The sequence below is a fragment of the Haladaptatus sp. AB618 genome, from assembly GCF_024136965.1.
Classification (GTDB): Archaea; Halobacteriota; Halobacteria; order Halobacteriales; family Haladaptataceae; genus Haladaptatus.
Window position 1 is genome coordinate 906,008 of the sequence record NZ_JAMYJX010000001.1, and the last position, 12,741, is coordinate 918,748.

The following is a 12,741-nucleotide window of genomic DNA, read 5'->3' on the forward strand; positions in this document are numbered from 1 at the left end:
CACGACTGTCCATCGCACCGTCCTCGTCCTCGGGAAGGCTCATCGTTCGGACCCCCACATCGAGCGCGACTCCAACGTCCGGACGGTTTTGCCGAGCGGTACCGTGATGACGAGGTAGGCGACGGACACCACGACGATGGGCGTCCACGCGTCGAACGTCGCGCTGTTGACGTTCCGGAAGACGCTGATGAGTTCCGGAATCGCCAGCACCGTCAGCAGCGAGGTGTCCTTGACGAGGATGACGAGGTCGTTGCCGATGGCCGCGAGCGCGTTCCGCCACGCCTGTGGCAGGATGACGTAGCGCATCGAATCGATGTACGACATGCCAAGCGACCGCGCGGCCTCCGACTGCCCGCCGGAGACGGAGTTGATGCCGCCTTTGACCGCCTCGCCGATGTAGGCGGTGTGGTTCAGCGTGAGGCCGATGATGGCCGCGGCGAAACTCCAGTTCTTGAGCGGGAACTGCCCGTTTGCCCAGAGCGCCGGAATCCCGAGGTAGACGACGAACAACTGGAACAGAAGCGGCGTCCCGCGGAAGAACTCGACGTACAGCGTGGCGATGCGTTGTGTGAACCCCGTCTGTGAGACGCGACCCAACCCGACCAGCACGCCGAAGATGAGCGAGAGAACGGCCGAGATGACGATGATCTGTAACACGAGGATCAGCGCGTCGATGAACTGCGGCAGGATCGTCACGAGCAGTTGGTAGTCGACGAACTGCGTGAGGATCAACAGCAGAAAGAACAGCACGCCGAGGGTGAAGATACCCGCGACGGCGATGCCGAGCACTTTGACCCGGCGGTCGGTCAGCCACTTTTCCTCGCCTTCAGTCGGTTGCTCGATTCCGCGTTCGGTGTATGTCTCCGCCATGAGGACTCCCGCGGCACTTAGCCGCTGGTCGAGCCTCCCGAACCCGAGGTCTGGAAGTACTTGTTGTACAGTTTATCGTACGTACCGTTCTTCCGAATGGTCGAAAGCGCCCCGTTGACCTGCTTTCTGAGTTTGTCGTCGTTCTTCCGGAACGCGATTCCGTAGTCCTCGACGGTGAGCGTGAGGTACGGCGGTGCGTTCTTCTTCCCCTGCCGCTCAGCCGCGCCCTTCCCCTGTAACAAGGTGACTTGGTCGTTCTGCTGTGCGAACGCCTGATTGACCGTGTTGTCGTTGATGACTGCCGCGGCCTGATTGTTCCCCAGCGCGGAGAACGCGTCCGGAATCTGGTCGTAGCTGTCGATGGTGAGGTTGCCGTTGAACTGCTTTTTCAGCTTCTGGGCGGCAGCCTCGCCGGTCGTCCCCTTCTGGACGGCGACCGTCTGTCCCTTCAAATCCTGTACGCTCGTGATGCCGCTGTTTTTCAGGACGAGGACGGTCTGGTACGCCGTGAAGTACGGGTCCGAGAAATCTACCTGCTTCGCTCGTTCCGGCGTGATGGTCATCGCGCTCATGATGACGCGGAAGTTTCCGTTGTTCAGGCTCGGGATGATGGTGTCGAAGCTCGTCTGGACGAACTCGTAGTTGTCCCCGAGTTGTTGCTTGAAAATCGCGTTTGCGATGTCCACGTCGAAGCCGATGAGTTCCCCGGTTGCGGTTCGGTATTCGAACGGTCGATACGGGATGTCGGAGCCGATTCTGATGGTGCCGCCCTGTGCGCTCGCGTTGCCCGCGAACGTCAGGCCAGCGATAGCTCCGCCGCTCCCCCTGAGAAAGGTCCGTCTGTGCATTGTGGTTCTCCCCCGATACTACATAGTCAAACAGCGTATAGAAAGCTACTATCGGTTTCTAGCGGCAGTTCGATAAAATTTCCGCGGTGATATGTTAGTCGTCAGACGGATATGCGCCGGGTGAATCCGTCGCGGACGTCGTGGCCCGGTCTGGTTCCTCGTAGGCCCACAGCGTCGTCGCCAACAGCGCCGCGAATATCAGCAACGCGGTGGCGTGATGGGCCACGAGGACGGCCGGACCGTAGATCAGGACGGTTGCCCCGCCGAGGAGTACCTGCACCGGAAGGACGACCAACGCGAGGGTCGCGGCGGCCCGGATACGGGTGCTCTCGTAGTATCTCCACGCGCCGACGGTGGTTCCCAGGATGAAAAATCCGGTCACCATCGCCACGAGTCGGTGGAACCATTCGATGAAACTCGGGAACGTCTGTGGAATCAGCCCACCGTCACAGAACGGCCACTGTTGACCACACGAGAGACCCGCACCCATCGCGGCGGTGTACACGCCGAGCAGAATGAGTACGAACGTCAGTACTGTCGTGACGGCGGCGAAACGCCGAAATCGGGTCCCCATTAGTTACACACCTCGGGTCGGTTTTCTCCTATCATACTGATCCCCTTTCTCGGGATTTGGGAAGGACCGTACTTAGGTCTGTCCGACTTTCCCGGAGAGTGAGAGCCGAACGAAATGGAACCGGAGGGCGGGGAAGGAATCGGAAGACGGAATGGAACCGGAGGGCGGGGAGAGAGAACATCGGAAAAGGAGGGCATGTGTTGGGAAAGCCGGAAGAAGTGTCGGAAAGACGGGGGTTGGTTGTGGGGGCGGAGCGAGTTCAGCCGGGACCACACAGCTGTGATACCACCAGCGGGCAGGACTGGGTTGGCTTCTTCACCTTTCTGTAAATCAATAATAAGTTTTGTGGAAAAATACTGTCGAGAAGACGGCAACAGTGGACTCAAGCAGGTGTTTGAAGGAGGCCGCTCGCAATAAGGGAACCATGACCAAACGAGACCGTCTCGACAGCCTCCTTGCCGAGCGCGATATCGAATCCGTCTGGTTCGCGCGTCCGAACTCGTTCGCGTGGCTCACGGGCGGCGACAACGTCATCGACCGTGAGGGCGACGTCGGCGTCGCCGCCGTCGGCTACGACGGCGATACGTTCCGCGTCGTCACCAATTCCATCGAAGGAACCCGCCTTCGGGACGAGGAACTGCCGGACGGGATGCCCGTCACCGAGTACCCCTGGTACGAATCGTCGTTGGCGGATGCAGTGGCGGAGCACGCCGAGACGCCCGCCGCCGCCGACTTCGACGTGCCGGGCTTCGAATCGGTCGACGCCTCGCCGCTTCGACAACCGCTCACCGACGAGGACGCCGACGCGTATCGGCAACTGGGCACCGAGACCGCCGCCGCAGTCGAAGCCATCTGCCGGAAGCTGGATCCGGACGATACCGAACGGGAAATCGTCTCGGCGGTCCGCGGCGCGCTCGACGCGCGCGACATCGAGACGCCGGTGGCGCTCGTCGGCGGGAGTGAACGCGCACAGAAGTATCGCCACTACACGCCGACCGAGGCGAAGTTGGGGGACTATGCACACGTCTCCGTGACGGCGGAACGGGCGGGGCTACACGCGAGTTGTACCCGCACCGTCGCGTTCGATGCGCCGGAGTGGCTGGCGGAGCGACACGAGGCGGCGGCGACGGTCGAGACGACGGCACTCGCCGCAACACAGCGGTTTGGGACGGAAGCAGTCGGAGGAAGCGAGGGGAGTGGAAGAAGGGACGGACGGGCGAAGGACGTGTTCGCGGCGATTCAGGACGCCTACGACCGCGTCGGCTATCCGGGCGAGTGGGAGTACCACCACCAGGGCGGCGCGGCGGGGTACGCCGGACGTGAGTGGATCGCGACACCAACGACGGACGACGTAATTCGACTGCCGATGGCGTACGCTTGGAACCCGACGGTGCAGGGGGCAAAGAGCGAGGACACCGCCTTGGTCGACGAGGACCGGATCGAAATCCTCACGCAGACGGGCGACTGGCCGACGGAAGCCGTGATTGCACTCGACGACGACGTGACGCTGCCGCGCCCATCCATCCTCGAACTCTGAGTTCGACAAATGTCGAAGGATGATTTCGACGCAGACGGATAGCTTTTTACACGCGGGTAGAAACAGTATCCGGCATGGGACTTGACGAGGATTCACTCGATTACCACCGGAGCGACCCGCCGGGAAAGATAGAGATTTCGACGACGAAGCCGACGAACACACAACGTGACCTGAGTCTCGCCTACTCCCCCGGCGTCGCCGCGCCGTGTGAGGCGATAGCGGACGACGCGGGGGATGCGTACTCCTACACCGCGAAGGGGAACCTCGTCGGGGTCGTCTCGAACGGCAGTGCCGTTCTCGGTCTCGGTGACATCGGCGCACAGGCGTCGAAACCCGTGATGGAAGGGAAGGGCGTTCTGTTCAAACGATTCGCCGACATCGACGTGTTCGACATCGAACTCGATCAGCAGAACCCCGGCGACATCGTTCGAACCGTGAGCGCGATGGAACCCACGTTCGGGGGCATCAACCTGGAGGACATCAAAGCGCCCGAGTGCTTCGAAATCGAGGAGCGCCTGCGCGAGGAGATGGACATCCCCGTCTTCCACGACGACCAGCACGGCACCGCCATCATCAGCGGGGCCGCCCTCATCAACGCCGCAGAGATCACGGACAAGAACCTGGAAGACCTGAAGATAGTCTTCTCCGGCGCTGGCGCGAGCGCCATCGCTTCGGCCCGATTTTACGTCTCGCTCGGGGCGAAGAAGGAGAACATCATCATGTGTGACTCCACGGGCATCATCACGGAGAACCGCGTCCAGAAGGGCGACGTGAACGAGTTCAAGACCGAATTCGCCCGCGACATCCCCGGCGGCGACCTCGCGAGTGCGATGGAGGGTGCGGACATGTTCGTCGGCCTCTCGGTCGGCGGCATCGTCAGCCAGGACATGGTGCGTTCGATGGCCGACAACCCGTTCGTCTTCGCCATGGCCAACCCGGACCCGGAAATCGGCTACGAGGATGCCAAGAACGCCCGCGACGACACGGTCATCGTGGCGACCGGCCGTTCGGACTACCCGAACATGGTCAACAACGTGCTCGGATTCCCGTTCATCTTCCGCGGCGCGCTCGACGTGCGCGCGAGCGACATCAACGAGGGGATGAAAGTCGCCGCCGCACGCGCGCTGGCGGAACTGGCCAAGAAGGACGTTCCGGACGCCGTCGTCAAAGCCTACGGCGACCAACCGCTTCAGTTCGGCCCGGATTACATCATCCCGAAACCGCTCGACCCGCGCGTGCTGTTCGAGGTCGCACCCGCAGTCGCGGAAGCGGCCATGGAAACCGGCGTGGCCCGCAGCGAACTCGACGTCGACGAGTACGTCGAGACGCTCGAAGCGCGCCTCGGCAAGTCCCGCGAGATGATGCGTGTGGTCCTGAACAAGGCCAAAAGCGACCCCAAATGCGTCGCGCTCTCGGAAGGCACGGACAGGAAGATGATCCGCGCCGCCTACCAGATGCGCGAGGAGGGTATCGCCAACCCCGTTCTCATCGGCGACCGCGAGGAAATCGAGGCGAACGTCGAGGACCTCGGTCTCGACTTCGAACCCGAAGTCGCGGACCCCGAGAACGGCGACTACGACGACTACGCCGACCGACTGTACGAACTGCGCGGGCGGAAGGGCGTCACTCGGAACGAGGCGGGCGAACTCATCGAGAAGGATTCGAACTACTTCGGCAGCGTGATGGTCGAACAGGGCGACGCCGACGCCATGCTGACGGGGCTGACCCACCACTACCCGTCCGCACTGCGCCCGCCCCTCCAGGTCATCAGCACTGCGCCGGACGTGGAGTACGCCGCCGGTGTGTACATGCTCACGTTCAAGAACCGGGTCGTGTTCTGTGCCGACACGACGGTGAATCAGGCACCCGACGAGGATGTGCTGGCCGAGGTCACGAAGCAGACCGCCAAACTCGCCCGTCGGTTCAACGTCGAACCCCGGGCCGCGCTGCTCTCGTACTCCAACTTCGGCAGCGTGAACAACGAGGGAACGCGCAAACCGCGTGACGCCTCCAAGATCCTGCGCAACGACCCCGACGTGGACTTCCCCGTCGATGGCGAGATGCAGGCCGACACGGCCGTCGTCGAGGAGATACTCAACGGTACCTACGAGTTCTCGGAACTGGATGAACCCGCGAACGTCCTCGTCTTCCCCAACCTCGAAGCGGGTAACATCGGCTACAAACTCCTCCAGCGCCTCGGCGGCGCGGAGGCCATCGGCCCGATGCTCGTCGGCATGGACAAACCTGTCCACGTCCTCCAGCGCGGCGACGAAGTCAAGGACATCGTGAACCTGGCTGGCGTGGCTGTCGTGGACGCGCAGAAGGAGTAAGAAACGCGAATAACGCTCGATTTGGCTGTTTTTTGAGGAATTTCACGACGAAGTGAGGCGTTTGGTTCTGCTGGTGCGATAACAGCAGTTACGAGGAAGATTTCGAAAGCCCCGTTCGTTCGCAGTCGCTCAGCGACATCTCGCCTCGGCATAACCGCCTGCCTCGACGAGAGAGGTCGCCGAGACGACTGAACAAGCGCGAGCGGGCGAGGGCTTTCGAGACAGTCTTCTTCCCAGTAACTGTAATCGCAAAACAACAAAAATCGTCTCATAGCGAGCGGGTAGGGGCGTTCGAAGTTCGTTCACTTTTCACAACCTGTCTCCGTCGAATCCCCATCTTTACCTCTCTGAATCCACTCACCCACAACTATGACCGCACCCACCGAGCGAAATCGACTGGACGAGGAGGAAAGTCCGTATCTCCGCCAGCACGCCGACAACCCGGTGAACTGGCAACCGTGGGACGACGCCGCGCTGGAGGCGGCCAAGGAGCGCAACGTCCCCATCTTCCTCTCGATTGGCTACTCGGCCTGCCACTGGTGTCACGTGATGGCCGAGGAGAGTTTCGAGGACGAGGAGGTGGCGAAACTGCTGAACGAGAACTTCGTGCCGATCAAGGTGGACCGGGAGGAGCGCCCGGACATCGACGCGATCTACATGAGCATCTGCCAGCAGGTGACGGGCGGCGGCGGGTGGCCGCTGTCGGCGTGGCTGACGCCGGAGGGCAAGCCGTTCTACGTCGGGACGTACTTCCCGAAGCGCTCCCGGCAAGGCCGTCCGGGGTTCATCGAGTTGCTCGAAAACGTCAGAAACACGTGGCAGGAGAACCCCGAGGAGATGAAAAACCGGGGGGAGCAGTGGACGAGCGCCATCGAGAGTGAACTGGAATCGACGCCCGACGCGGACGACGCCCCCGGCCCGGAACTGCTCTCCAGCGCGGCCTCCCAGACGATTCGCAGCGCGGACCGCGAGCACGGTGGATTCGGGCAGGGGGGACCGAAGTTCCCGCAACCGGCGCGCATCGAGTTGCTCCTCCGTGCCGACGACCGACTCGGCGGGGAACAGTACCGCGACGTGGCCGTCGAAACGCTGGACGCGATGGCGAACGGAGGGATGTACGACCACGTCGGCGGCGGGTTCCACCGCTACGCGACCGACCGCAAGTGGACGGTGCCCCACTTCGAGAAGATGCTGTACGACAACGCGGAACTGCCGCGCGCGTTCCTCGCGGGCTATCAACTCACGGGTGACGAACGCTACGCGCAGGTCGTCCGCGAGACGTTCGAGTTCCTCGGCCGCGAGATGCGCCACCCGGACGGCGGCTACTACAGCACGCTCGACGCCCGGAGCGAAAACGAGGACGGCGAGGACGTGGAGGGTGAGTTCTACGTTTGGACGCCGAGCGAGGTGTTCGAGGCCGTCAACGCCGAAGATAGCGATACCGAAATCGACGCCGAGACGAGGGCCGACATCGTCTGCGAGCGCTACGGCATTTCCCGGTCGGGCAACTTCGAGGGTCGGACGGTCCTCACGTTGCGGATGGGTGTCCCCGAACTGGCCGAGAAGTACGAGTTATCGGAGGAGGAAGTCGGGACCCTGCTCGAAGACGCTCGCCAGTCGATGTTCGAGTTCCGGGAGAACCGGCCCCGGCCGCCCCGCGACGAGAAGATTTTGGCTGGGTGGAACGGCCTGTTGATCACCGCACTCGCGGAAGCGGGCTTCGTCCTCGACGACCGTTACGCCGACCGCGCGGCGGAGGCGCTGGACTTCGTGCGCGAGCACCTGTGGGACGAGTCCGAAGGGAAACTGTCCCGGAGATTCAAGGACGACGATGTGGCCATCGACGGCTACCTCGAAGATTACGCATTCCTCGCCCGCGGCGCGTTCGCGCTGTACGAGACGACCGGGAACCCGGACCATCTCGGCTTCGCCCTCGACCTCGCGCGCGCCATCGAGCGCGAGTTCTGGGACGAAGAGCAGGGAACGCTGTATTTCACCCCCGAGAGCGGCGAGCGACTGGTCGCTCGCCCGCAGGAACTTGCCGATCAGTCCACGCCGTCCAGCCTCGGCGTGGCGACCGACACGTTGGCCGTCCTCTCGGAGTTCGCGCCCGACGAGGCCTTCGCGGGGATTCCGGAGGCGGTCCTCGAAACGCACGCCCGAACCATCGAATCGAACCCGTTCCAGTACGCGACGCTGGCGCTCGCCGCGGACCGCAACGCGACCGGATCGCTGGAACTGACGGTCGCGGGCGACGAACTCCCCGAGGAGTGGCACGACCGACTCGCCGAAACGTATCTCCCGACGCGAATCCTGACTCGCAGACCGCCGACGGCGGACGGGGTGGCTGAGTGGTGTGAGAAATTGGAACTGGACGAAGTGCCGCCGATTTGGGCGGATCGAGGCTCGGAGGCGGAACCGACGCTGTACGTCTGTCGGTCGTTCACATGCTCGCCGCCCGTGACGGACATCGACGCGGGACTGGAGTGGGCCGACGACCTCGCGCCGGAGTGACGGTATAGAAACGGAGTCGTCGCGGGATCAGGCCAACGCGTCGCTCGCGAGCAGTTCGCGGGCGAGATAGTCGGCGGCGGGGACGTCTTCTTTCTCCTCGAAGCGGGCGACTTCTTCGTCCGCGCGTTCCACCACGACCGTCGGAATGAGCGTCACGTCGTACTCCTCGGTGAGTTCGCCGTTCTTGTCGTCGTCGACCTCGTAGACGTGAATCCTGTCCTCTTCGATGCCCGCCGCGTCCAGCGCGGCGAAGAAGTCCGGGAGGCGCGACCGGCAGTCGCCACACCAGTCGGCACCCCAGACGCGATAGACGAGTTCACCGGCACCGGATTCGAAGGCGTCTATCGTCTCGCTGTGCTCGCTCGCATTCCAGTCGGGGTTCGGTACTGTCGATTCCATAGGCGAGCATGGGGGCGAACGCGAATAAGGATTCTCGCTTCCGGCACTGCCTGCCGGTGTCCAGTAGGTGTTTAGGCGTGGAATTCGTACCGTGGATCATGAAATCCTCCATCCTCGACGCGGTAGGATCGCCACTCGTCCACGTCCGCTCACCCGAGGGTGCGACCGTCGCCGCGAAACTCGAATCGTTCAACCCTGGGGGGTCCGCGAAGGACCGCCCGGCGCTGGCGATGATCGAGGCCGCGGAACGCGCGGGCGAACTCCATCCCGGCGACCGAATCGTCGAACCCACCAGCGGCAACACGGGAATCGGTCTGGCTGTCGTCTGTGCGGCCCGCGGCTACGATCTGACCATCGTCATGCCCGCTTCGAAGTCGCCCGAGCGCAGACAACTGCTCAAGGCCTACGGCGCCGACCTCGAACTCGTCGATGGCAACATGGAATCCGCGAAAGCGCGCGCGAACGAACTCACGGAATCCGGCGACGCGATACAACTCGGTCAGTTCGAGAACGCGGCAAACGCGGACGCCCACTATCGAACGACGGCCGAGGAAATCATCGAGCAGGTGGATGGCCGCGAAATCGACGCCTTCGTCGCAGGTGTGGGCACGGGCGGAACGATCACCGGAACCGCCTCGCGCCTCAAGGAGGAGTATCCGGAGATGGAAGTCGTCGCCGTCGAACCCGACCGTAACCCCGTCCTCTCGACCGGCGAACCCGGCGAGGACGAGTATCAGGGGATGGGTCCGGGATTCGTGAGCGAGTTGCTCGACACCGACCTGCTCGATTCGGTCGAGCGAGTCCCGCTGGAGGCCGCCGAGGACGAATGTCGCCGACTCGTCCGCGAGGAGGGTATCCTCGTCGGCCAGTCCAGCGGCGCGGCGAGCATCGCGTCCTACCGGGTCGCCGAGCGCCTCGCCCAACCCGACCTCAACTGCCCCGAAGTCCCGGAGGAGTGGCAGGAGGCGATGGACGAAGGAAGCAAAAAAGCGAGGTCTGACGGTGGCGTCGATGATCGATCGACGGTAGGTCAGAAGGAGTCTGACGGTGGCGTCGATGATCGATCGACGATACGTCGGATGGAATCCGACGGTGGCGTCGACTACGACGACTGCCCGCTCGTCGTCACCATCTTCCCCGACAGCGGCGAACGCTATCTCTCGACCGGGATGTTCGACTGAGGTATCGTCCCGCGCCACTGTCTTCTATCTACTCACCACCGACATCGTACGCTACTGCACCGTTTTCACAAACTGAGAACGATGGTCCGCCGTTTTTAGGTCGGACCTCCTGTGTCGAATTGGGTTCGGACACGAGTGACTCATGCCTCCCAATGGTCTTGCTGACGCACCCAACTCGGTCCCCCCACAGTACTCGCCCACTCCCCACCCCTAGTCGTTCTCCCGACTATTCGCTCTCCCGGGCTTCGACAAGTACCGCGACGTAGTTTTGGAGGTACCGCATTGCAGTTGCGAGGCTCATCGAGCCATCCATCACCGCCTGTCTGCTCTTCGTCGGGGTAGATGCGATGTTCGAGTCGGATCGAGCGTGCATCCTTGAACTCACACGAACTCCTATCCGCGCGTCGAGAAACGTGTAAAACCCGGATGTCGATGTCAGGATCGGTTCGATCGGCGTTCTTCTACGAGCGAAACTCTTCTTCGGTCACGCGGACGACCACGGTGTCGTCCACGTCGCGCAGATCGTATTCGGGGACGCCATCGACGGTTCGGGCGACGTACATCGGTTCGACGAGTTCAGCGCCGAACTCGTCCTCCACGACGCCGTACACCTTCAGGAGCGGGTCCGTTTCGACCGGTTCGACTTCGCGGTCGCGCACCCGAGCGGCGAGCTTTCGGGAGAGCCACTCCTCGTCGCTCACGCTCGGGTCGAGCACGAGCGCCTCGTCCACGAACCGAACCAGATACCAGTTCAGGTCGTTCAACAGCGATGTCGCCGAGCCGACGCTGATGGTCTCCAGTTCGAGGCAGTTGCGATACGGTTCGCGGAGTTGGTAGGTCCCGAGCGCGTCGCGCGCCGTCTCCCTGGAGAACAGTTCGGCGCGCAATTCGACTTCCTCCGAACCGACGAGCAGGACACGGGTCACAGTTTTCGGTGGCAGCGGCGAACTAAAGCGATTTCGTCTTCCACCGAACCCGAAATCGAGTTTCGGTGTGGACGACGTTCAGGAGAGAAGGGTGGTCACGTCGGTGGACGAGACCATCCCAACGTACTCGTCATCGACGACGGGGAGGTGCTTGATTCCGTACGTGGTCATCATCGCGGCGACTTCCTCCATGTAGAGGTCGGGCGTGACAGTCTCGACGTCCGTCGTCATCACGTCCCCGACCGTTACTTGCGTGGGATCCAGACCGTCAGCAGCGACTTCGAGCACGTCGGAGCTGCTGATGATCGCTCGGGGGGAGGTCGTCACCACGAGCGCGCTGATTTCGTTGTCGCGCATCACCTTCGCGGCCTCGGTGATCGTCGCATCCTTCGATACCGTCATCAGCGGCGTCGACATCATATCTCTGACTTGTTTTCTGTCGTTATTGCTCATCCACCCCATAGATGTGGCGAGGGACCATTGTTGTTTTCCCGCTACGAGGGGGAAACAACGAACGAAATGTCCGGGAAGGACGACGACGAAAACGCACCCGAACTGCTCGTTCGCCCCGTGGGGTACGTCGAAGACCGGGCGGTGATCCGTCGCCTCGGCGACCGGAATCTGTACCTCGGAAACCGGTTCGCGGCGCGCCCCGACTACCACGACCGGGAGTTCGACCACGTCCTCTCGGCGTCCACCGAAAAACATCCGCTGACGACTCACCACCATCCGCTCATCGACGGGACGGGAAACGAGTGGTCCGCGTTCGAATCGGCGGTGGACGCCGCGCGCCGACTGTATCGAGCGGACGGCTCCCTACTGATTCACTGTAAGGCGGGGGTTTCACGCAGTTCCACGCTCGTCGCAACCACGCTCGCCGCCGAAGAGGATCGACGGTTTCACGACGCACTCGCCCTCGTCCAGGAGGCCAGACCGTACGCGATGCCCAACCCCGCACTCCACGAGTTGGCGGTGATCTACCTCGCGGCGAACCCGTAGCCGCGTCGTTCGATTTCGACTGCTCGCGCGGACGTCGCTCTGCGTGCGACGGTAGCGACTACAACTCTTTTGCGACCATCTCTCCCCAGTGGTCGAACCCGTGGCGCTCGTAGAACGCCCCGGCGCGGTCGTTTTCGCGGTCCACATCGAGGACGAGGCGGTCGAGCGGGAGGTTCTGGTCGTCGGCGAGCGCGACGGCGGCGTCCATCAACTCGTCGGCGACGCCCGTTCCGCGATGGTCCGGGCGGACGAAGACCTCGTTCAGGATGGCGGCGTCCCAGATGAACGCCAGTTCGTCCGGGAGGACGAAGACGTAGCCCGCCAGTTCGTCGCCCGCGTCGGCGACCGTCACACAGCGTTCGTCCCGATTTACGCACCACTCGACCCAGTCGAGGTAGCGCTCGCGGTACTCGTCGGTCAGTTTCCCCTCGTACAGGTCGGCCTTGTCGTCGCCGCCGGTTCCGCTCCCGAGACCGAGTTCGAACGCCCGTTTCAGCGCCCAAAATTCGTCGGCATCGCTCGGTTCGTACGGTCGAATTTCCATACCCCCTGTGGGTGTGATA

The 12,741-nt window shown here is 62.9% G+C and carries 13 protein-coding genes; 5 read left to right on the forward strand and 8 right to left on the reverse strand.

The annotated features are described in order from the left end of the window. Positions 1-39: 39 nt before the first annotated feature. The 3 genes from NKF26_RS04850 to NKF26_RS04860 form a co-directional block, all read right to left on the reverse strand. A complete protein-coding gene (locus NKF26_RS04850; RefSeq protein ID WP_253234041.1) occupies positions 40-870 on the reverse strand; it encodes an amino acid ABC transporter permease in 831 nt (276 codons plus the stop codon). A 17-nt stretch (positions 871-887) separates the two neighbouring features. Then, complete coding sequence (locus NKF26_RS04855; RefSeq protein ID WP_253234042.1) at positions 888-1,718, reverse strand: transporter substrate-binding domain-containing protein; 831 nt, start codon at positions 1,716-1,718, stop codon at positions 888-890. Positions 1,719-1,812: 94 nt separating this feature from the next. After that, complete coding sequence (locus tag NKF26_RS04860) at positions 1,813-2,292, reverse strand: COX15/CtaA family protein (protein ID WP_253227111.1); 480 nt, start codon at positions 2,290-2,292, stop codon at positions 1,813-1,815. Between the two features lie 424 nt (positions 2,293-2,716). On the opposite strand from NKF26_RS04860, the gene NKF26_RS04865 reads away from it, so the two are divergent. The 3 genes from NKF26_RS04865 (at position 2,717) to NKF26_RS04875 (ending at position 8,673) form a co-directional block, all read left to right on the forward strand. Next, on the forward strand, positions 2,717-3,829 hold the full coding sequence (locus NKF26_RS04865) for a Xaa-Pro peptidase family protein (protein WP_253227112.1): 1,113 nt from the start codon (positions 2,717-2,719) through the stop codon (positions 3,827-3,829). Positions 3,830-3,903: 74 nt separating this feature from the next. Beyond that, positions 3,904-6,159, forward strand: coding sequence for an NADP-dependent malic enzyme (locus tag NKF26_RS04870; RefSeq protein ID WP_253227113.1), 2,256 nt, complete (start codon positions 3,904-3,906; stop codon positions 6,157-6,159). A gap of 369 nt (positions 6,160-6,528) precedes the next feature. Then, the gene (locus tag NKF26_RS04875; protein ID WP_253234043.1) at positions 6,529-8,673 is read left to right on the forward strand and encodes a thioredoxin domain-containing protein; all 2,145 of its coding nucleotides are present in this window, start codon (positions 6,529-6,531) and stop codon (positions 8,671-8,673) included. Between the two features lie 27 nt (positions 8,674-8,700). Here NKF26_RS04875 and NKF26_RS04880 read toward each other — a convergent pair whose 3' ends face one another. Next, positions 8,701-9,072 carry a thioredoxin family protein gene (locus NKF26_RS04880; protein ID WP_253227115.1) on the reverse strand — a complete coding sequence of 124 codons (372 nt, stop codon included), beginning with the start codon at positions 9,070-9,072 and terminating at the stop codon, positions 8,701-8,703. A 98-nt stretch (positions 9,073-9,170) separates the two neighbouring features. Here NKF26_RS04880 and NKF26_RS04885 point away from each other — a divergent pair, with 98 nt between their 5' ends. After that, the gene (locus tag NKF26_RS04885) at positions 9,171-10,253 is read left to right on the forward strand and encodes a PLP-dependent cysteine synthase family protein (protein WP_253227116.1); all 1,083 of its coding nucleotides are present in this window, start codon (positions 9,171-9,173) and stop codon (positions 10,251-10,253) included. Positions 10,254-10,479: 226 nt separating this feature from the next. On the opposite strand, the gene NKF26_RS04890 is transcribed toward NKF26_RS04885, so the two are convergent. The 3 genes from NKF26_RS04890 to NKF26_RS04900 all read right to left on the reverse strand — a co-directional run bounded on the left by NKF26_RS04890 (position 10,480) and on the right by NKF26_RS04900 (position 11,632). After that, positions 10,480-10,638: a hypothetical protein gene (locus tag NKF26_RS04890; protein WP_253227117.1), complete on the reverse strand. Its 159-nt coding sequence runs from the start codon at positions 10,636-10,638 to the stop codon at positions 10,480-10,482. A gap of 76 nt (positions 10,639-10,714) precedes the next feature. Continuing rightward, on the reverse strand, positions 10,715-11,179 hold the full coding sequence (locus NKF26_RS04895; protein ID WP_253227118.1) for a DUF5804 family protein: 465 nt from the start codon (positions 11,177-11,179) through the stop codon (positions 10,715-10,717). Between the two features lie 78 nt (positions 11,180-11,257). Continuing rightward, positions 11,258-11,632 (reverse strand): cyclic nucleotide-binding/CBS domain-containing protein, encoded by a 375-nt coding sequence (locus tag NKF26_RS04900; protein WP_190303725.1) that lies wholly within the window; start codon positions 11,630-11,632, stop codon positions 11,258-11,260. Positions 11,633-11,698: 66 nt separating this feature from the next. On the opposite strand from NKF26_RS04900, the gene NKF26_RS04905 reads away from it, so the two are divergent. Next, a complete protein-coding gene (locus tag NKF26_RS04905; RefSeq protein WP_253227120.1) occupies positions 11,699-12,178 on the forward strand; it encodes a dual specificity protein phosphatase family protein in 480 nt (159 codons plus the stop codon). A 58-nt stretch (positions 12,179-12,236) separates the two neighbouring features. On the opposite strand, the gene NKF26_RS04910 is transcribed toward NKF26_RS04905, so the two are convergent. Next, a complete protein-coding gene (locus tag NKF26_RS04910; RefSeq protein WP_253227121.1) occupies positions 12,237-12,722 on the reverse strand; it encodes a GNAT family N-acetyltransferase in 486 nt (161 codons plus the stop codon). Positions 12,723-12,741: the final 19 nt, after the last annotated feature.